Genomic DNA, 20,422 nt, shown 5'->3' with positions numbered 1-20,422 from the left:
GCACACCATGCGGACGAAACGGTCACCCCGGGCGCAATATGGTTTTCTCTGCTGCGCGACACCGGTATGAAGCTTGCAAGTATGGCTTTGGGGGGCACATGCGAAGACTGATCATGCTGCTCGGCATGGCGCTCATGCTTGGCGCCTGCACCTTTCTGCCAAGAGGGGCCGGCCTCCAGAGAGAGATTCTGAACCAGCAACATTCCGCAAGCGCCGAGACGCCCATGGATTTCTCGGTCGCGGCGGTCGTCCGGGAGAACCTCGCCACCTTCGCTGCCTGGCCCGATGTGGACCATCACGGGCTGGATTGGATCAGGCGCATCGACCAGCCGAACAACCGGATCATCGCGGCGGGTGACACGATCTCGATCACCATCTGGTCGACCGAGGACAACGGGCTTCTGACAGCCCCCGGACAGCGGTTCGTCAGCATGCCCCAGATGCGCGTGTCCTCGTCGGGGACGCTGTTTCTGCCCTATATCGGCACGATCCGCGTCGCCGGCATGTCACCCGAGACGGCGCGGGCGCGGATCGAGGAACAGTACCTCGTGGTCACGCCCTCGGCCCAGGTCCAGCTCGAGATGACCGAGGGGCGCGCCAACACGGTCAGCCTCGTCTCCGGTGTCGTGGGACCGGGCGTCTATCCGCTGCCCGACCGGGATTTCACCGTCATGAACCTGATCGCGGAGGGCGGCGGAATCCAGCAGGGACTCCGCAACCCCCAGGTCCGGTTGCAGCGCGGAAGCAATCTCTACGGAACCTCCGCGTCGGCGCTGCTGGATAATCCGGCGCTCGACACGACGCTGGTCGGCGGGGACAAGGTCTATGTGGAATCCGACGAGCGCTATTTTCTCTCGCTTGGCGCGGCCGGGTCGGAGCAGCTCCATCCCTTCGCGAAGGACTCTCTCAGCGCGCTCGATGCGATGTCGATCATCGGCGGCCTGCAGGATTCGAGGGCCGATCCGCAGGGCATCCTCATCCTTCGGGAATATCCGGAGAGCGCGGTGCGCTATGACGGGAGCGGACCCGACAACACCCGGATGGTCTTCACGATCGATCTGACATCCGCCGACGGCCTGTTCTCTGCCCGGCGGTTCGAGATCGAGTCCGGGGATCTGGTCTATGTCGCCGAGAGCCCCCTCACCGCGGCGGACTCGATCGTGGCAATCGTCGCGTCGGCCTTCGGCGCTGCACGCCAGGCGAACCTCGTTCTCGAGAACAACTAGAGCCGCCCGGTCCTCGCCATCGCGGTGAGGGCCCGGTCCCCCGCCCTGGTCTGACGGCATATGCCCAGCGCGCGCAGGGCCTCGGGCTTGCGCCGCGCCGCCGCGAATCCCCCGAGCAATCGGCGGGCATCGTCTGTCAGGACGCTCTCGACAGCGGCCAGGGCGGCGGTGTTGCGGTCTATCCACCCGGCATAGTCCCGCCGCAGGATCTGCCCCGCCCGCGAAAGCCCGGCGGCGATGCCGCGATGGGCGCCGAGCACATTCCCGCCGTGCTGGCGATACATCAGCCCGGGTTCGGGGTCATAGACGATCCGCACCCCCGCTCCGGTCATCAACTGGTAGATCCACCAGTCGTGAAAGGGGACATCGGCGGCAAGAGCAGCGGGCGCCGCCTGCCGCAGCAACGCGCCCGCGCCGGGGGACAGCACCAGCGTGTTCCCCGCCAGCACGTTCTGAACGAGCGCATTGCCGAACGAGACCCCCCTGGGCGGCGGCAGCGACGAGGGTCCGAGCGGGCGCAGCGCCGCATCCGTGAGCAATGTCGCGCTGGCATAGACGACCGGCTCCTCCGGCCTGACCGGTGCCGACGCGGCCAGTGCGCGCTCCAGCCGGTCCGGGTTCCAGACGTCGTCCTGATCGGAAAAGGCGACCCATGACCCGGGACTCGACCGTTGGGCGAGCGTCAGGAAGTTCGCGGCGGAGCCGCGTCCTGGCCCCTCGCGCCACGCCACGCGGCCAGGATGGGCCGCCGCGAACCGATCGAGACACTCCCGCGTCCCGTCGGTGGAGGCATCGTCGCCCGCGAGAAGCGACCAGTTCCCGTAGCTCTGCGCCGCAAAGGACCCGAGCTGCCCGGCAAGCCACTCCCCGCCGTTGCGCGTGGCCATGAGGATCTGCACATGGTCCGGTCCGTCAGGGCGCGTCACGGTCCTGTTTCTCCCTTGTTTCAGGCCGTGGTTACTGCGCCGAGTGGGGCTTGACCATGCCCCCTCCCGGTGCCAACGACCCCGGGGACGATCCTCGGCCGGCGGGACAGAGAGTGGCGGAACGGACGGAACACGCGGCCGGGGCGGCGTCCCGGGTCCAGATCGGCGGGTCCGGACGATGGGCCGAGCTGACCGAGGGTCCCGGCCCCGAACGCATCCGCATCCTTGCCTTTCACGGGGGCGGCGGCGTCGATGGCGAGCCGTCGATGCTCGCCCCCTTCGCCCGCCTGCTGGCCCGTCCCGGCGTACGGGTGATCGCCGCCAGCTACAGGACGCTGAACCGCGACGGCGCGGGCCTCGACGACATGCGCGCCGATGCCGCCGCGGCCCTGCACTGGGCCGCGACCGGGCTCGAGCCCGAAGCGCGGCTCTTCGTGCTTGGTGCGTCCTTCGGCGGCTTTCTCGCGCTCGACGCGGTGCTGAACGCGGAGGCCTGGATCGCGTTCCGCCCCGCCGGGCTGATCCTGCTGAACCCGGTGGTGCACACCGGGGCGGAGGGCTTCTGCAACCGCGTCCTGACCGCCGGCCATGGCGGGCTCAGCCCCGTCGAGCGCTTCGCGGACTCGCCCCTCCGGGGACGGCTGCGACTCTTCGTGGCGCATGGCACTGCCGACGAGGTGGTGCCCCTGTCCGAAAGCCGGCGGCTCTCGCGCCATTGGGCGCCGGGCCGCTGCGAGGTGCACGCCGTCGAGGGCGCGGGCCACGGCTTCTTCAATCGCGCGCCCCACGACGCGACCATGGCCGATGCCATCGCCTCGTTCGTCGAGGGCCCCGCCCCGGCAAGCCGTGATCTGCTGCCCGCCGGGACCCGCATCGCCTACGGCATCGGCGCCCAGAAGGCCGGCACGAGCTGGCTCTACGACTATCTCTCGACCCATCCCGAGGTCTGCGTTCCGGAACTGAAGGAACTGCACTACTTCGACGTCCTCCACGCGCCGTCCGAGAGGGGGCACGTCCGGAACCGCGTCCGATGGATGCGCGAGGCCGCTGATCTCGCGCCGGAAGTGCCGGGCGAGGATCTGCTGAAATGCCTGCAGAAGATCGGGCTCCGGCAGCGGCAACTGATGATCTACGCGCGGCGACCGGGGGACCACGGCGGCTACATGGACTACATGACCGCCGCCCATTCCGGCCAGCCGGTCCTCTGCGACATCACGCCGTCCTATGCCATCCTCGACCCCGAGGGCTTCAAGGAGATGGATGCGATCGGCGATGCGCGTTTCATCTTCATGCTGCGCGAGCCTGTAGACCGGCTTTGGTCGCAAATCCGCATGCTCGTGCGCAGCGAAAAGCCGGGCCTCGGCGATGCCGAGTACGAGGCCGCCTGTGCGGACCACGCGAGGCGAATGCAGGCCGAGGGGCGTCTTGGCACGGTGCACCGGGTGGATTACGAGCGCACTGTGCGTGCACTGGAGGCGGCGGTTCCGCCGGAGCGCATCCTTTATGCCTTCCACCGGCCTCTGATGATCCAGTCCACCGCCGACGAGATCTGTGATTTCCTGGGCATCTCCCGACGCCCGCTCCCGGAGACGCCGGGAAAGCGCGGGCGAACCGCCGCCCTTCCCGAGGACGTAGAGAAGATGATGATCGACGCGCTGAAGCCCCAGTACGCCTTTGCCATGCAGCGGTTCGGCGATGCCGTGCCTCGCGACTGGCACAAGAGGCTCGCCCGTGGTGTCCAGCGTCGTTTGCCGCTCCTCCGCAAGCCCGCCGAGGGTCCGAACATCGCCTTCCTCCACATCCCCAAGACCGCCGGTCAGACGATCACCGCCGAGGTCCGCCGCGTCGTGGGCGAACGGGCCTTTTCCCCCGTCCGCACCCATGCCCAGGCGGAGCCCGACGCGCAGATGCCGCCCGGCTACCGCTTCTACGCTGGTCACATCGACTGGGTCGACCTCGAGACGATCCCCGAGCCGCGCTTCGCCTTCACCGTCCTGCGCGACCCGAAGGAGCGTATCGCCTCGTTCTATTTCTACCTGCAGCGTGAAGCGAAGAAGCTGAGCGAGGCGGAGCTGGCCACCGGCGAGCGCACCAACATGCGAATGGTGCTGACGAACTCGATCGACGACTATTTCTTCGGCGGTCCGAAGGGCTGGCAGCGGTTCATCCACGACCATTACGACAATTTCTATTGCACCTATCTTGTCACTCGCCGGATCCGCGGATCGGAGCAGGTAAAGGACATGGACGCCGACGCTCTCGCCACTGCCGCCATCGAAGCGGCTCAGGTGCTCGACGGAATCTATTCGGTCGATGATCTCTCGCCCCTCGAGACCGACCTGAACCGCGTCCTCGGCAAGCCGGTGAAGCTCGTGGGCAACTACCGCAACGCCGGTCCCGAGGCCAAGCAGGCGAAGCGCTGGGATGCCCTCGTGGCCCTGTTCGAGAACCCGAAGAACGTGCATAGGCTCGAGAGCTTCGTCGAAGCCGACATCCTGCTGATGCAACGGCTCGGGCTTCCGTCATGAGCGTTCATGCCGAGAAGCATATCGTCACCCTGACCGATGCGCCCGTCGCGCCCTACCATTGGCGTCGCCCGGTGTTTCACGGCGGCATCGACGTGTCGATCGCGCCCGAACACGCCCGCATCCGTCGCGGTCCCGCCGCCCATTGCGCGCCCTTCGCGGTGGAGCGTTTCACGAAGGGCGGGTTCTTCCGCCGCCGCGTCCCGATCCCGCATCACAAGGGCCGCTATCTCTACGCAGGTCCGCTCTGGAATCACTTCGGCCATGTCATGGTGGACTGCATCCACCGGTTATGGGCGCTGCTCGAGGGGAGCCGGTCCTACGACGGCATCGTCTTCTGCGGCGTGCAGGGGCTCATCGGGCTCAATACCCCCGCCCGGCTCGAGGCGTCGAAGCCTCCTGGCTATGCGTTCGAACTGATGGAACTGATCGGCCTTCCGAAATTGCCCGTCATCTACCTGACGAAACCGGCGACCTTCGAGACCCTCGACGTTCCGCGGCTGGGCACTGCGCCCCGGGCCAACATCGCGCCGTTCTACCGCTACTATCTCGACAAGTACCAGGAGACGCTCGAACGGACCCTGGCGGACCAGATCAGGCAGGCGCCGGAGCGGCTTTTCCTCGGGCGCAGCCACATCATCCACAAGGGCGGTGCGCTCGGCTGCTCGTATTTTGAGAGTGTGCTCGGCCGGGCCGGTTTCTCCACCTCGCGTCCGGAGGACCTCGGCTTCAAAGTGCAGATCGCGAACCTCCTCGGCGCGAAAACCGTGGTCGCCGACGAGGGCAGCGCCCTCCATCCGACGCAGGTCTTCAGCCGTGTCGAAACCGATTACCTGATGTTCCCCCGCCGCGTGAAGAACGAGATCTATGGCGACGCCCTGACGCAGCGGGCCCGCAGCTTTGCCAATCTCGCCCCGCCCGACGGGATCATCGTGCTGCCCGACAGGTACGGCAAGACCTCCTCTGCCGGCTGCCTGGCGATCTACGCCGACCCGGCCGCGGTGTTCCACGAACTCCAGCGCCGCGGCCTCGTGCAGGAGGCGTTCGACCCCGAAGCCTACTATGCGGCCGAACTCGAGGATCTGTCCCGGTGCCGGCAGACCAATACCGAAGTGCTGGACGAGCAACGGCGGATCCTCGACCGGCGGGGAAGGCCCTCGGCGGTCCCCGGCAGGGGCGGACACGTTCCCGTAGCTTAGCTTTCCAAGGACCTGCCGAACCTGTATAAGCCGCGCAACAGGACAGAGCAGCGAGACAGGCGTGACCTCACCCCGAACTCAGAAGATCGCGCCCGTGCCTGACGCGGATCCTGTCGTGCGACCCGCCGTGGCCGACGAGGCGCAACAGGAGAAACCTCGCAAGGAGCAGCCGAAGCCGGTGGCCCCTCCCGCGCCGGCCGCCCGGCCCGTGCGCCAGGCCCGGGTGCGCAGCCGCCACCTGATGGCCTTCCTGTCCTTCTTCCTGTTTGTCGTCGGCCCAACCGCCGTGTCGGCGTGGTACCTGTGGAACCGGGCATACGACCGCTACGTCTCCGAGGCGGGATTCTCGGTGCGGACCGAGGAAATGGGACCGGCCATCGCCAACCTCTTCGGCGCCCTGGGCGGCATGTCGGGAAGCTCGTCCTCGGACACGGACATCCTCTACCGCTTCATCACCAGCCCCGATCTCGTGCGCACCGTCGACAGCCGCGTCGATCTGCGCGCCATGTGGGCCAAGGCCGATCCCGCCGTCGATCCGATCTATGCCTACCATCCGCCCGGCACGATCGAGGATCTGGTCGCCTACTGGAGGCGCATGGTGAAGGTCTATTCCGACGGCGCGGGGCTCATCGATCTCGAGGTCCAGGCCTTTTCGGCCGATGATGCCCTGCTGCTGTCGGAGGTCATCTACGAGGAAAGCTCCTCGATGATCAACGAGCTGTCCGCCATCGCGAGGGACGACGCGACCCGCTATGCGCGCGCCGATCTCGACGAAGCGGAGGAGCGCGTGGCCGCGGCCCGGGAGGCGCTGACCCGGTTCCGGAACCGGACCCAGATCGTCGATCCACAGGCCTCCATCGAAAGCCAGGTCGGAATCATCAGCCAGCTCCAGGGCCAATTGGCCCAGGCCCTCGTCGATCTCGACCTGCTCGAGCAATCCACGAGCCCCGGGGACCCGAGGATCTCCCAGACCCAGCGCAGGATCGAGGCGATCGAGGACCGGATCGAGCTCGAGCGGGCCAAGTTCGGGTTCGGCTCGACCGATCAGTCGACCAGTCCGCAGGGCGAAGCCTTCGCCGACCTCGTCGGGGAGTACGAACGTCTTCTTGCCGAACGGGAATTCGCCGAGGCCTCCTACGCTGCGGCCCGCGCCTCCTTCGAGGCGGCGGTCGGCGAGGCCCGCCGCCAGAGCCGCTATCTGGCGGCCCATGTGCGGCCCACCGTGGCCGAGGCGCCGACATACCCGCAACGCCTCACGGTCGTGGGGCTTGTTCTCACCTTCTCGATGCTCACCTGGGCCTTTCTCGTGCTCGTGGGCTACGCTCTCCGGGACCGGAGGTAAGGGACGCCGGGGGCCGAGCGATGATCGTGATGCGCAACCTCTGCAAGGTCTTCCGGGCGGGAAACCAACGGAAGGTCGTGGCCGACAACATCAACGCGGTCTTTCCGTCGGGCGTGGCGGTCGCCCTTCTCGGCCGCAACGGCGCGGGAAAGTCCACGCTCCTGCAGATGATCGCCGGAAACACCTCTCCCACCTCCGGCGAGATCCTGAGCGACGGCAACATCTCCTTCCCGGTGGGCCTCGCCAATTCGGTCAACGCCAACATGACCGGCGCCCAGAACACCCGCTTCGTGGCGCGGGTCTACGGCGTCGACACGGACGATCTGGTGGAATTCGTGCGCGATTTTGCGGAGCTCGGCCCCCATTTCCACATGCCGGTTCGCACCTATTCCTCGGGCATGCGCTCGCGTCTGATCTTCGGGATCAACATGGGGATAGAGTTCGACACCTATCTCATCGACGAGGTGACGGCGACAGGCGACGCCTCCTTCCGCAAGAAGAGCACCGACGTCTTCCGCAGCCGGCTGGAGAAGGCCGGCGCCATCTTCGTGAACCACTCCCCCGGCGCGTCCCGGGAAATCTGCACCGCTGGCGCGCTGCTCGAGAACGGCAAACTGACATACTACGACGACCTCGAAGAGGCCCTAGAGGTGCACGACGCGAATATGAAGCGAAAGTAGCGGCACTTTGGTGTTGCGACCGGCCACATCTCGAATGATGGGACGCCGGGGACAAGAGAGAACGTGAGCGATGCACCAGCAGCCTGAGTCCGCCGAGATCAATGTTGCCCGGGTTCCGCTGTGGGCGCGCGGAGCCATCAAGCATCTGGCGGGTCTCATCGCGGACCGCGAAAAGCCGGTGAAGGTCCTCGAGTTCGGCTCGGGAGGTTCGACGATCTTCCTGCTGAAGCAAGGTGCCGAGGTGACGTCTGTCGAGCATCATCCGGGCTGGGCCGAGAGCCTTCAGGCGAAGGCGGCGTCGCTCGGCCTCGGGGAGAACCTCCGTTTGCTCTTGCGAGACCGTCCCTACGCGAACGTCGTCGAGAGTTTCGCGCGGGGAACGACATTCGACATTCTTCTCGTCGACGGGCGTGAGCGGGTCGATTGCCTGAAGGCCGCGTTGCCGCTGGTTGCGCCGGACGGTCTCGTGTTGCTCGACGACGCCCAGCGAAGCCGATACTGGCCCGCGTTTCGGGCGCTCGCCCATGTCCGCAGCACGATGTTCGAAGACAGGGCCCGCAGCACCGTCATCTGGGACCTTGCCTCGGCAGATCAGGACCAGCGGTTCGTTGCGAAGACCTTTCCGGATGCAGCGCATTGGGATCATCCCCGTCCCGGCACGATTCTTGTCCCGGACCTGCACGCGCGATCCGATCATGTTGGTCCCGGCTACATTCTGAGGAAACCTCTCGTCGAGAACGACCCTACGATCAGGAGGCTTCGTCAACTGGGGTACATTGCAGGCGAGGCGTCCTATACCGCACCGCACGTGTTCAGGTTCGACAATCCGATGATCCGGATCGACCAGGGCAGGAAATTCGTCGCTCATCGCGGCGCCGTCTATACCAACGGAGCAGGCGAGCCGTTCACCGTCGCCAAGAAGCCACCGCCCTTTGGCAAGGTGACCCCGCTTTCAGGCCTGACGCTCGATCTGTCCGCTCCCGGCGCCGGACGATTCGCGTTCTTCCTTCTGAGTTCGCTGCCAAAACTGGATCTGATTGGCGAGATCGGCCTCACCCTCGAAGATATCGATCACATCCTGATCAATTCCGGCGCGCCTTGGGCCCGAAGCCTTGTCGCCTTGGCGTGCAAGGGTAAGGCTCCGGATATCGTTGCATTCAGTCAGCGAACTCCGGCCTTCGGTCCGGAAAGGATGATCGGCTTTGAGTCCGTCCGTGCTGGTCGTTTTACACCTGCATGGGTCTACGACTTTCTGGACCGGGTATTCGCCGGCGACGCCGATCCGGCGCAATCGGAAAACCTGGAGTTGTCGCCCCGGGTCTACATCAGCAGGCAACGCGCGCAGGGACGCCGGATCGTCAACCATGAGGAGGTGATGAAGATCCTGAAGCCGCTAGGGTTCCAGGAGGTCTTTGCCGAGGATCATCCTCCCCAAGTCCTGGCCAGCGCACTCCGGAAGACCGAGGTCCTTCTGTCTCCCCACGGCGCGGGACTGGCCAACCTGATATTCTGCCCTGCGAACGCCCGGATCATCGAATTGTTCGGCTCTCACTACACGCCGCAGTATTACTATCTCGCCCGGGATCGCGGGCAGTCCTATTCGTCTGTTCCCTGCATGAATGACGCAGGAAAGAACGCGCTCGATTACCACCAATCGGCTGTCGGGGAACGGGAGGAGATCAACCGGGAGGATATCGTTGTCCCGCTTGACGTCCTCGAAGCGGCACTTTCGGGATAACGCGTGCTTCCGGCGGGACAGAGAAGCGGTCCGTCAGGGCCGCCGGTTCGACCGTCCGCTACGCGCCGACCGATCTACGGCAAAGTTCGATCAACCGATAATCCGCGGCATTCGCCGCCTCCAGTTCCGCCCGGAGGTCGGCCCCGATCTCCGCATCCGGGTTCGACGCATTGGCATGCACAGGCTCCCAGGTGAACTCCGGATAACTCCCCCCCAGGGCCGCCTTCAACCGGCCGATCGACTCGTCGAACGATTCGACAAAACCCACGACGCTGAGCTTGCACAGCCCCTCCACCGCCCTCTCGAACTCCCGTTCCTTCGGGCCCGGCACGAGCGTCGCAAGTCGCGCGACGTGGAAATCCCGGCACTGCCGGTCGTGGGGCGTGGACAGCCGCGTGCGCACATATCCCGCCAGATCCGTGCTCCGGGCGAGATTGGCGCCCCAGGTCTCCGCCTTCTGGCTCTTCTCGAAATGATAGGCCGACCGGATCCGGGCGATGGGGTCGCGCAGGAAGAGGATGGAGACGACGTTCACCCCCGGCACGCGCGGCACCGGTCCGTTCGCGGTATGGGAGGAAAACGCTACGACGTCCGGGTTCCGCTTGATCCATTCCGCCACGAGGTCGCTGTTGTTCCCCCCCATCGCTGGAAACTCCTCCGTCTCCCAGGCGTCGGGAAAGTTCTTCTGGAGGATGCGGTCCAGCGAGGTCCCGGCATTCTTGAACAGGTGGTAGTGGAGGATGACGGTACGGTCGGCCATTCCGGGGTCTTTCATTTTAAAGCGGTCGGGTCAGTCACGGAACGCATAGAGGCCCGCAGCGACAAGCGCCTCCCGCATCATCCTGCGGCCCGTCTCGAAGGAATAGGCCTCCGTCACGAAGGCCCGTGCATTCGCCGATACCTGTCTCCAGAGCTTGTCCTTGCCGAGCTGTCGGATCGCGTCGGCCCAGTCCTCCGGCGTCTCCGAGATCAGGCAGTCATGCCCGTTCCGGAGCCCGATCCCCTCGGCCGCGATGGGGCTGAGCACGCAGGGGATGCCATGGGCGAGGGCGGCCAGAACCTTGCCCTTGATCCCCGCGCCCGACAGCAGCGGCGCCACGAAGATCCGATGCCGGTCATAGGCATCCGCGACATCCTCGACGAATCCGATGGTGTGGACCCTTTCGGAAGACAGGGCATGGACCTCCGGTCCCATTCCCGCCCCATAGACGTGGAAAGCCGGATCGCCGTGACGCGGACCCCGGACCTTCGGCATGACGTTGCGGACGAACCACTCCACGGCCTCGATATTGGGCGGATGCCGGTAGTTCCCGAGGAAGGACAGACCGGTGCGGTCTTCGGGGCCCGGAACGGTCTCCGGTATATCGAGAACCCACGGGCATTTCGCCACGCGGACGGTGCCCTCGGTCTGGGCCTCGATCACGGCATGCTCGACCTCGTTGTAGGACAGGACGACATCCACCGCCTCCATGACCGCCAGCTCCGCGTCCCGTGTCCGGCGCGCGCGCGCCATCATCTCGGCATCGCCCGCAGCCCGGCTTGCCCGCATCTCGCGCAGGAAATGCAGGTCCGCGTTGTTGAACAGGATGGGCTTCTCGACGTCGAGGTCCTGGAGAATGTCGAGGATCACCTGCGCCACATAATAGCGGGTAATGTAAATCGCATCGAACTCGGAGAGCCGCTCCTTCAGGAAGTCCCGCATGGAAAGCCAGTACGGGGCGTAGATGACCTCTACGCCGAGACGTTCAAGCGCATCGTTGTAGTGGCCCAGATGGGCGAGGTTCTGCGGCAGGAAGGTGACCTTGTACCCCAGCGACTGGACGAGCCGCATTTCCTGCACGGCGGCATAGGCTCCCGCTTCCTGGTCGGGACGCGGCACCTGGGCATCGACGAACAGGATCCGCCCTTCGATGTTGCGGTCCTTCAGTAGGTCGGGGCCATCGTCCTCCCGGCCGAGTCCCCGGAACGCTTTCGTCCAGCGCTGCTTGAACTTCGGCGCGTTGACGTCTTGGTAGCGCTTGAAGCCATCCACCAGAGAGCGGCCCGCAGTCGTCCCCTCGTAATGGTAGACGATGGAGGACGGCACATACCATGTCTCGTAGCCCGCCTCGCGCACCTTGAACGAGAGGTCCGTGTCCTCATAGTACATCGGCTCGAGATAGGCCGAGAGCCCCCCGACATCCTCCCAGACCGGCGCCGGGATCATGAGGGCCGCGCCCGACAGGTAGTCGACCTGCCGGGCATAGCTCACCCTGGGGTCCCAGGGCGACCAGCCCTGGCCGTAGTTCCATGGTTCGCCGTTCTCAAAGACGAGCCCGCCGCCGTCCTGGAGCCGTCCGTCGGGATAGATCAGGCGCGCACCGACGAGGCCGGCCCCGGGGAACCGTTCAAAAGCCGCGACCATCTCGTCGAGCCAGCCGGAAGTGACCTCGACATCATTGTTCAGAAGCACGATGAAGCTGCCCCGTGCCCGCGCCGCACCGGAATTGCAGGCTCGGATGAAACGCTGCGGAGTGTCGTGCCGGATGATCGTGATGCCGCTCACCCAGTCAGAAAGCCGGGCCGTTTCGTCGGTCGAGCCGTCATCGACGACGATTACCTCGAAACTCGTGATGTTATGCGCCAGACGCAGGCTGCACAGGGCGAAATAGGTGACCGCCACCTTGTTGTGTGCAGGGATGACGATAGAAACGCGCGGGGTTTCCACCTCTGGAAAGGCCAGCGGCTCGAGACGCCCGTTAGCGTAGCCTCCCTCGAGTACTCCGATTAACCGGAGAAGTTCGGCCATCTCCTCTCTCTCCGCCCCGCTCGCGATCCGGGCCTTCAGGCTCTCGTGGCGGTGGCCCGCCTGCAGCATGAGCGGTCCCGGGAACGGCGAGGTGCTTTCGGCCTGGAGGGCCTCGAGGGGGATCGTCATTCTCGGCATGTGCACCATCGCGGACAGGAGAGACCGCAGGCCCCCGCAGTCCTTCACCGTCAACCGCCGCAGGCCGCCGTTCTGCACGACGGCCGGCAGATGCACCCAGCCCGGCTCAGGCCCGAGATGGGCCTTGCAGGCGTACCGGCCGTCCACATGGACCTGATAGACATCCGGCTCCGTCGCCCGCAGAACAAGAGCATGGCCATGCTCCTCCTCCAGTGTGACCTTAAGGTCCGGTGAGGCCCTGAGGAGGTCGTGCCGCTCCTCCCCCAGCCGCAGCACGAGCGTCTCGCCGCCCGACATCTCCTGCGGCAGGTCGGCCCGGTACCAGCTCAGGTCGCCCCTGAAGGACTGACGGTAGAGTTCTCGGATGGGCGCGAGCTGCAGGTCGCGGTGCTGCTGCTTGACCAGGGGATCGCTGACGAACAGGAACGGAGGATCGCCTTCGCCGTCGTACCGGTCGAAAAGGACCGTCATCTCAATCCGGCTCGATGCGGGGCAGGGCTGGAGCGCCATCTCGGGCCAGAGGTAACTCTGCGGGCTGACGCCGCCCGCGAAGGCGACGCTGAACTCCGCTTCCATCCGCTCGAGTACCGCGCCGGTATCCTCTCTCCTTCGTTCGACCACGAGACGCGCCCCGGCGCGATGGGCCGCCAGACCGACCGAGAACTGCATCGTCCGGTCGAAGGCCGGAACCTGGATCGGTGCGAGAACCCGCATGGACACGGGACGCGACCAGTCTTTCAGGCGCAGCTGAAGCGTGTCGCGATTGGGAAGGCCCCACTCCTTCAGCCCGTTCAGTTCCGCCACCGCCGCGCCACGAGCCTCGCCCGCATCGATGAGTTTCGCCGGGTCGAACCAGGGCCTGTAATCGAGCGACATGACGAGATCGGAGGCGTCGGCAGGGTCCATCGGCACCATTGCCGAGACCCTGTTGCCGATCGAGATGGACGGCATCGTCGCGGCGGTTTCTGGGGTCATCTGGGCGCAGACGGCGCCGTCCGAGACGAGAATGCGCGCCACTCCCAAAAATAGACTCTCCGCCATGGCATTCCCCTGCTTCGCGCCACCTCGCGACCGGATCCGATCAAGCAAGACATTCTTCATGATCCCGTCCCCGCGCCTCTGATGGGGAAAGCGCAACCCGGTCCGAACCCGGCGCTTCCGGACGAACGTGCCGACATGTCCCCGGTGTCGTCCATTGCCTCACGTTCCCGCGTCACTTCCATCACGCTCCTAGCCGATCTAGAAGGCATCGACCAGATTATCACGCCGCGACCGGACTCCGCCGCGGTGTGGTTGCATCGGCGCGGTGGTCCAGCTTTGCCATCCGATAAGGGGCTTGAGGTGCAGATGCGCAGACCGATCGTGTTTCTTCACCTGCCGAAGACCGGTGGACAGACCATTCACCACGCCGTCGCCTCGACCTTCGCGCCCGAAGAACGCAGCCCGATCCGCGTAATGAGCGAGGTCGGGCCTGAGGGCCCCTTTCCGTCCGGTTACCTCTTTCATTCCGGCCATCTCGACTGGCGGCGGCTGAACGAGGTGGGGGGCGATCCCTTCGTCTTCACCGTGCTGCGCGACCCCCGGGAACGCCTCGGGTCGTTCTACTTCTACATGCGCGCCACTCTTGAACGCCGGGCGCAGGACCTGGGACGGGAGGCCCTCACTTCCCATCAGGCCGCCATGCTTGGCCCTGCAGAAACGTTCTTCTTTCCCGAAGACGACGCGGCCCGTCGCCGCATCCGCCAGACTTGGGTCAACGTGACCTCGAACTTCTTCGCCTTCCGAAGCCTCAGCCGCGCCCCGCGCCATCTCGACATCTCCCGAGGGGACCTGCTGGCCCAGGCTCTCGCCAACGCCGGGGCCATGACGGCGATCTACCGGTTCGGGGACTTCGAACCGCTCGAGGACGATATGGAGCACTTGACGGGACAACGACTCCGGATTGCGGAGAAACGCAGCAACACCGGCCCGCTCGATGCCCGTGTGAGTCGATGGCAGGCGTTGCTCGATCTCTTCGAGGATGACCGCAACAGGCGGCGGCTCGAAGAGTTCGTCGAGGTCGATCAGGACCTCATGGAGCGTCTGGCGTTCCGTCAGTCCACCCTGTCCGGGTCCGGACCGTAGCCGAACCGGGCGAAGTCCTCCGCATAGAGCCGGCCGATCCTCTCGATGTCCGCCGTGCTCGGACCCGCGCGCTGCGGAGGGTCGGCCCCCTCGTGCTTAAGACGGTCAATCAGCACGTTGGACCGCGGCATCGATCGCGGCCCATCGACGGTATTCGAGAGCCTGTCGAGCCAGGGGATGATCCGGTCGATCCCGTCCTCCAGCCGGAACACGGTCGCCGTCTCGGGCACGAAATGGCCCGTGGGCAGAAGATGCCCGTGAAGCTGATAGGGATTGGTCTCCAGTTCCCGCTCCACGAGATCAAGCCACCGCGAAAAAGTCACGGCCCTGGGCACAGCCTTCTCGATCTCGCTCTGGAACAGGAAGACGCTGTTCAGACGGGCAACCGGGTGCCGCACCAGCGCGAAACTTGCGTCGAACAGCCCGTCGGGGATCAGATCCCGCCGAACGGCCTCGGGCATGTGCTGAGGCGGCGACCGGCTCCACGCCGCGGCCCTGGACCGGAGCGCAAAGAACGGGTCCCACAATCCGAGAGGACCGAACCGGGCGGAGAGGTAATGCTCGACCGAGGTTCCACCGCATTTCGGCACATGGGCGAAGTAGACAAGTTTCCCCGAGGCACGAAACAGAGGCATCAGATCACCCTTTTTCGACCCGGGGAAGCGCAGGCTCGCGGTTTGTCAGGACCCGACCAGTCCGAGCAGATAGGCTCCATACCCATTCTTTCTGTACCGCGCCGCCCGCTCCCGCAAGGCGTCGGCGTCGATCCAGCCCTGGCGCCAGGCGATCTCGTCCGGGCTGCCGGTCTGCAGGCCCTGCCGGCTTTCCAGCGTCCGCACGAAATTCCCCGCATCGAGGAGCGAGGCATGGGTCCCGGTGTCGAGCCAGGCATAGCCGCGGCCCATCTGTTCCACCGACAACAGGCCCTCGGCCAGATAGCTCTCCAGCAGCGTGGTGATCTCCAGCTCCCCGCGGGCGGAAGGCTCGACCGCCTTGGCGCGCGCGGGCGCCGTGCCATCGAGGAAATAGAGCCCGGTCACCGCGAAATTCGACGGCGGCACGTCGGGCTTCTCGATGATCGTCGTCACCCGGCCGTCCCCGTCGAAGGCCACCACGCCATACCGTTCGGGATCCGAAACATGGTAGCCGAAGACGGTGCCGCCCTCCGTCCGCCGATCCGCCGCGCCCAGCATCTCGGGCAGCCCGTGACCGAAGAAGATGTTGTCGCCCAGCACCATCGCCGAAGGCGCCCCGGCGAGGAAATCCTCGGCAAGGATATAGGCCTGCGCGAGCCCGTCCGGCGACGGTTGCTCGATATAGGTCAGCGCGATGCCCCACTGGCTGCCGTCGCCCAGGGTCCGCCGGAACTGGTCCTGGTCCTGCGGCGTCGTGATCACCGCGATCTCCCGGATGCCCGCCAGCATCAGCACGGTCAGCGGGTAATAGACCATGGGCTTGTCGTAGACCGGCAGAAGCTGCTTCGACACGCCGATGGTCACGGGATAGAGCCGCGTGCCCGATCCGCCCGCCAGAATGATGCCCTTGCGCTGGGTCATGACGCCGTCACCTCCGCCTGTCCTGATCCGGTCCTACCGCGCCGCACCCAGCTCTGCCAGCACCTCCCGCAGGCCCGCTCTCCAGTCGGGCCGCGCGATGCCGAACGCCACCTCGAGCGTGCTGCAATCCATCCGCGAATTGAGCGGCCGCCGCGCCGGGGTGGGATAGTCCGAGGTCGGAATGTCGATCACCCGCGTGGGCAGGCCCGCTTGGGCAAAGATCTCCCGCGCGAAGTCCGCCCAGCTCGCATCGGGCTGTCCGGAGAAATGGAAGGTGCCGCCCTCGCGCCCCTCTGCCAGCCCGCGCGCGAGCGTCAGGCAGGCATCGGCGATGTCCGCTGCCGGCGTAGGCCCGCCGACCTGATCCGCCACGATCCGCAGCTCCTCGCGCTCCGCCCCGAGCCGCAGCATCGTCTTGACGAAGTTCGCCCCATGGGCGCTGAACACCCAGGACGTCCGCAGGATCGCATGCCGCGCGCCCGAGGTCCGGATGCCCTCCTCGCCGGCCAGCTTGCTTCGGCCATAGGCGCCAAGGGGCCCGGTCGGGTCGCCCGGCCGCCACGCCTGCGTGCCGTCACCGGTAAAGACGTAATCGGTCGAGATATGCACGAGCGGCAGGCCCATATCCGCGCAGACCCCGGCCAACGCCGTCACTGACCCGCCGTTGACGGCCTCTGCCAGCTCTGTCTCGGTCTCCGCCCGGTCGACCGCCGTGTAGGCGACGGCGTTGATCACCGCATCTGCCCGCAGCTTTCGCGCCGCCTCGGCCACCTGCCCGGGCTGGCCGAAATCGGCCTCCTCGCGCCCCAGCACCTCCAGCGTCGCGCCCTCGGGCAGACGCCGCTGCACCTCGGTCGCGACCTGGCCGGTCCTGCCGAACAGCGCGATCCTCATCGTCCGGCCTGACCGTCGATCCAGGCAGTCCCCTCCTCCCAGGAGGCGACAGGGAGTCCGCCGATATTGTCGTAAAGATAGCCGAACCGCTTGTCCGACAGCTCCGCCGACAGGTCCGCCAGTGGCGCATGACCGTCACCCGCTCGCAGGATCGCCACGCCCTGGTCGATGGTCAGCACCCTTAGATCGAGCCCCCTCGTGGCCGCGATCTCGAACGCCACCTTCCAGACATCGCCCGTCCAGCCGAGATGGATGCGCGGCATGTGCTCCTGCAGCCAGTCGAGCGGCAGCATGTCATGCAGTCCAATCCAGCCCCCCGGCTTCAGTGCCGCCAGCGCGTTCTCCACGTCGCGATGAACCTGGTGGTACTCGTGCAACCCGTCGATCCAGATCAGGTCGAACTTGCGGTCGTTCTGCGCAAAGAACTCGTCCGAGGTCAGCCGCACCGTCCCGCCCTTGAACGGGTCCACCCCGGTCTTGTCCGTCAGCGCGACGCTGTCGAACAGTGCGTTCGACCCGCAGCCGATCTCCAGATAGGCCGCATCCGCCGGCAGCGTCCGCCGGACGTGGTTCATGAGGGCCACCCGGTTGAAATGGGTCTGCCGCCATTTCCACGGAAACTTCCGCGTATCGCGGTTCGCGGCATAGGCCTTGCGCAGCGTCTTGCGCTCCTCCTCCGTCAGGTCCTCGAACGGCCTGGACAGCAGATCGCCCGTCTCGGGCTCCGGGGGCTTCGACACCGGCGCAGGCCCCGGTTCCTTCCGAAGCCGCCGCTTCAGGCGAGACAGGAACCCGTCCTGTGCCCGGGGCGGCTCCGGGGCGGGGGGCGCCGCCGGTACAGGGGCCTTCGCCGGGGCAAGCCCGGCCGGTGCCGCGACCGCCCTCGGCGCCTCCGCGCGCGCGGAGGCAGGCGCACCGCCCGCGATCCAGTGTTCCGCCCCGGCCCAATCGACAAGCTGAAGCTGGCCGATGTTCTCATAGAGATAGCCGAACCGGACATCCGACAGCGTGTCGGGCATGTATGCCAGCGGCGCCGCCCCCTCGGCCGAGCGCAGAAGGCCGACACCGTGGTCAATCGTCACCATCCGGAACTCCAGCCCAGGGGTCGCGACAATCTCGAACGCCACCTTCCAGACATCGCCCGTCCAGCCCGGATGGATGCGCGGCATGTGCTCCTGCAGCCAGTCGAGCGGCAGCATGTCATGGAGTCCGATCCAGCCCCCCGGCTTCAGCGCCGCCAGCGCGTTCTCCACGTCCCTGTGCACCTGGTGGTACTCGTGCAGCCCGTCGATCCAGATCAGGTCGAACTTGCGGTCGTTCTGCCCAAAGAACTCGTCCGAGGTCATCCGGTGCGTCCCGCCTCTCGCGGGATCGACGCCTGTCTTGTCGGCCAGCGGCACCGCGTCGAAGAGCGTGTTCGCGTCGCACCCGATCTCCAGATAGGCGGCATCCCCGGGTAGCGTGTCCACGATCCGGTTGATGGCCGCGATCCGGTTCATGTGGATCTCGCGCCAGTTCCAGTCGAACCTGCGGGAATAGGCGTTGCCGTCGAAGTGGCTGCGCAGCGCTTTGCGCTCCGGCCCGCTGAGCTCCATGTAGGGCCGCTCCAGCAGCGTCGCGATAGTCGCAGGCAGGTCGTCGCTCGTCATCGTCATGTCCCTGTCCCCAGCCGCTTGCCCACGCCCTCACGGCCCTGCAGGGCGCGCCACCAGGCCTCGTTGTCCAGATACCACCGCACCGTCTTCTCCAGCCCTTCCTCGACCGTGACCGAGGGCTGCCAGCCCAGCTCGTCCCGGATGCGAGAGGGATCGATCGCATAGCGCGCGTCGTGGCCCGGCCGGTCGGTGACGAAGGTGATCTGCTGGGAATACGGCGTGTTCTTCGGCTTCAGCCGGTCGAGGATGCCGCAGATCGTCTCCACCACCTCGATGTTCCGCCGCTCGTTCTCGCCGCCGATGTTGTAGGATCGGCCGACCTCGCCCTTCTCCACCGCAAGCAGCAGCGCATCCGCGTGATCCTCGACATATAGCCAGTCCCGCACGTTCTCCCCCTTGCCGTAGACCGGGATCGACGCGCCTGCGAGGGCGTTCAGGATCACCACCGGAATCAGCTTCTCGGGAAAATGGTAGGGGCCGTAGTTGTTGGAGCAGTTGGTCAGCACCACCGGCAGGCCATAGGTCTCGTGCCAGGCCCGCACCAGATGGTCCGAGGCTGCCTTCGACGCCGAATAGGGCGAGCGGGGATCGTAGGGCGTAGTCTCGGTGAACCGGCCCTCGGGCCCCAGGGAGCCGAACACCTCGTCCGTGGAGATATGGTGAAAGCGAAAGCTCTCGGGCCGGCCCCGCGCGGTCCAGAAGCTGCGCGCCGCCTCCAGCATGTTGAACGTGCCGGTAATGTTGGTCTCGATGAAATCCGCGGGGCCGTCGATGGACCGGTCGACGTGGCTCTCGGCCGCGAGGTGCATCACCGCATCCGGCGCATGTGCGGCGAAGATCCGGTCCAGCGCCGCCCGGTCGCGGATGTCGGCCCGTTCGAAGGCATAGAGCGGGCTCTCCGCCACTTCCGCCACGTTGTCGAGACAGGCGGCATAGGTGAGTGCATCGACATTGACGACCTCGTGCCCGCGCGCGACCGCCATCCGCACCACGGCAGAACCGATGAACCCCGCGCCGCCGGTGATCAGAAGCTTCATCTGTCCTCCTTCCGGGCAAACGGTGTCTCGAACCCATGAAGCCCACCCGCCGCGGCGTCCTTTTCCGACAGCACGGGCTCGACTCCGCCCAGGCCCCAGTCGATGCCGACGGCCGGATCGGCCCAGTTCAGGGCGCCCTCCGTCTCGGGCGCGTAATAGTCGGTGCACTTGTAGATGATCTCGGTGTCCGCCGTCCGCGTGGCGAACCCGTGGGCGAACCCGGCCGGCACGAACAATTGGCGCCCGTTCTCGAAGCTCAGCTCGACCCCCACCCACTGCCCGTAGGTCGGGCTGCCCCTGCGGATATCCACCGCCACATCGAACAGCGCGCCCTTGCCGCAGCGCACCAGCTTGTCCTGCGCGCGGGGTGGCGCCTGGAAATGCAGCCCCCGGATCGTGCCGACCTTCGCCGAAAGCGAGTGGTTGTCCTGAACGAACTCGACATCCCGTCCCACCGCCTCGGCAAAGGCCCGCCGACTGTAGCTTTCGGAAAAGAAGCCGCGATGATCGCCAAAGCGCCGCGGCGTCAGGATGACCACCCCCTCGAGAGCCGTTCGCTCGATCTCCACCGCCACCTCCGCGTCCGTGTCGCGG

General features: G+C 66.3%; 16 protein-coding genes. 7 read left to right on the top strand and 9 right to left on the bottom strand.

Annotation, left to right across the window (positions count from 1 at the left end):
- Nucleotides 1-98: 98 nt before the first annotated feature.
- Entirely contained in the window at nt 99-1,226 is a 1,128-nt protein-coding gene (locus EAT49_RS06755) for a polysaccharide biosynthesis/export family protein (protein ID WP_123641544.1), read from the top strand.
- Here the strand turns inward: EAT49_RS06755 and EAT49_RS06750 are convergent.
- On the bottom strand, nt 1,223-2,152 hold the full coding sequence (locus EAT49_RS06750) for a glycosyltransferase (protein WP_123641543.1): 930 nt from the start codon (nt 2,150-2,152) through the stop codon (nt 1,223-1,225). The genes EAT49_RS06755 and EAT49_RS06750 overlap by 4 nt on opposite strands.
- 113 nt (nt 2,153-2,265) lie before the next feature.
- Here EAT49_RS06750 and EAT49_RS06745 point away from each other — a divergent pair, with 113 nt between their 5' ends.
- The 5 genes from EAT49_RS06745 to EAT49_RS06725 all read left to right on the top strand — a co-directional run bounded on the left by EAT49_RS06745 (nt 2,266) and on the right by EAT49_RS06725 (nt 9,636).
- Entirely contained in the window at nt 2,266-4,680 is a 2,415-nt protein-coding gene (locus tag EAT49_RS06745) for a sulfotransferase (protein WP_185020685.1), read from the top strand.
- Nucleotides 4,677-5,876 (top strand): glycosyltransferase family 61 protein, encoded by a 1,200-nt coding sequence (locus EAT49_RS06740; protein ID WP_123641541.1) that lies wholly within the window; start codon nt 4,677-4,679, stop codon nt 5,874-5,876. The genes EAT49_RS06745 and EAT49_RS06740 overlap by 4 nt, the downstream gene beginning before the upstream one ends.
- A 94-nt stretch (nt 5,877-5,970) precedes the next feature.
- Entirely contained in the window at nt 5,971-7,218 is a 1,248-nt protein-coding gene (locus tag EAT49_RS06735; protein ID WP_123641540.1) for a KpsE/RkpR family capsule polysaccharide export protein, read from the top strand.
- 20 nt (nt 7,219-7,238) lie between these two features.
- Nucleotides 7,239-7,898, top strand: coding sequence for an ABC transporter ATP-binding protein (locus EAT49_RS06730; protein WP_123641539.1), 660 nt, complete (start codon nt 7,239-7,241; stop codon nt 7,896-7,898).
- Between the two features lie 70 nt (nt 7,899-7,968).
- Nucleotides 7,969-9,636 (top strand): glycosyltransferase 61 family protein, encoded by a 1,668-nt coding sequence (locus tag EAT49_RS06725; protein WP_123641538.1) that lies wholly within the window; start codon nt 7,969-7,971, stop codon nt 9,634-9,636.
- A 58-nt stretch (nt 9,637-9,694) separates the two neighbouring features.
- Here the strand turns inward: EAT49_RS06725 and EAT49_RS06720 are convergent, their stop codons facing one another.
- A complete protein-coding gene (locus tag EAT49_RS06720) occupies nt 9,695-10,396 on the bottom strand; it encodes a sulfotransferase family 2 domain-containing protein (protein WP_185020684.1) in 702 nt (233 codons plus the stop codon).
- Nucleotides 10,397-10,426: 30 nt separating this feature from the next.
- Nucleotides 10,427-13,603 (bottom strand): glycosyltransferase, encoded by a 3,177-nt coding sequence (locus EAT49_RS06715; RefSeq protein WP_185020683.1) that lies wholly within the window; start codon nt 13,601-13,603, stop codon nt 10,427-10,429.
- A gap of 306 nt (nt 13,604-13,909) precedes the next feature.
- On the opposite strand from EAT49_RS06715, the gene EAT49_RS06710 reads away from it, so the two are divergent.
- A complete protein-coding gene (locus tag EAT49_RS06710; RefSeq protein WP_185020682.1) occupies nt 13,910-14,686 on the top strand; it encodes a sulfotransferase family 2 domain-containing protein in 777 nt (258 codons plus the stop codon).
- On the opposite strand, the gene EAT49_RS06705 is transcribed toward EAT49_RS06710, so the two are convergent.
- From EAT49_RS06705 to rfbC, 6 genes are read right to left on the bottom strand one after another with little or no spacing between them, the layout of a single operon-like run.
- Nucleotides 14,656-15,321, bottom strand: coding sequence for a sulfotransferase family 2 domain-containing protein (locus EAT49_RS06705; RefSeq protein WP_123641534.1), 666 nt, complete (start codon nt 15,319-15,321; stop codon nt 14,656-14,658). The genes EAT49_RS06710 and EAT49_RS06705 overlap by 31 nt on opposite strands.
- Nucleotides 15,322-15,366: 45 nt before the next feature.
- Complete coding sequence (gene rfbA / locus EAT49_RS06700) at nt 15,367-16,242, bottom strand: glucose-1-phosphate thymidylyltransferase RfbA (RefSeq protein WP_123641533.1); 876 nt, start codon at nt 16,240-16,242, stop codon at nt 15,367-15,369.
- A 33-nt stretch (nt 16,243-16,275) separates the two neighbouring features.
- Complete coding sequence (gene rfbD, locus EAT49_RS06695; protein ID WP_123641532.1) at nt 16,276-17,136, bottom strand: dTDP-4-dehydrorhamnose reductase; 861 nt, start codon at nt 17,134-17,136, stop codon at nt 16,276-16,278.
- The gene (locus EAT49_RS06690; RefSeq protein ID WP_123641531.1) at nt 17,133-18,791 is read right to left on the bottom strand and encodes a class I SAM-dependent methyltransferase; all 1,659 of its coding nucleotides are present in this window, start codon (nt 18,789-18,791) and stop codon (nt 17,133-17,135) included. Before EAT49_RS06690 ends, rfbD begins: the two co-directional genes overlap by 4 nt.
- Nucleotides 18,788-19,828, bottom strand: a complete 1,041-nt coding sequence (gene rfbB / locus EAT49_RS06685; RefSeq protein WP_123641530.1) for a dTDP-glucose 4,6-dehydratase — start codon at nt 19,826-19,828, stop codon at nt 18,788-18,790. Before rfbB ends, EAT49_RS06690 begins: the two co-directional genes overlap by 4 nt.
- Nucleotides 19,825-20,397: a dTDP-4-dehydrorhamnose 3,5-epimerase gene (gene rfbC / locus EAT49_RS06680; RefSeq protein ID WP_123641529.1), complete on the bottom strand. Its 573-nt coding sequence runs from the start codon at nt 20,395-20,397 to the stop codon at nt 19,825-19,827. The genes rfbB and rfbC overlap by 4 nt, the downstream gene beginning before the upstream one ends.
- Nucleotides 20,398-20,422 lie beyond the last annotated feature (25 nt).

The sequence above is a fragment of the Histidinibacterium lentulum genome, assembly GCF_003789055.1.
GTDB classification, from domain to species: Bacteria; Pseudomonadota; Alphaproteobacteria; order Rhodobacterales; family Rhodobacteraceae; genus Oceanicola; species Oceanicola lentulus.
This window is presented reverse-complemented; position numbering and strand designations above follow the sequence as displayed.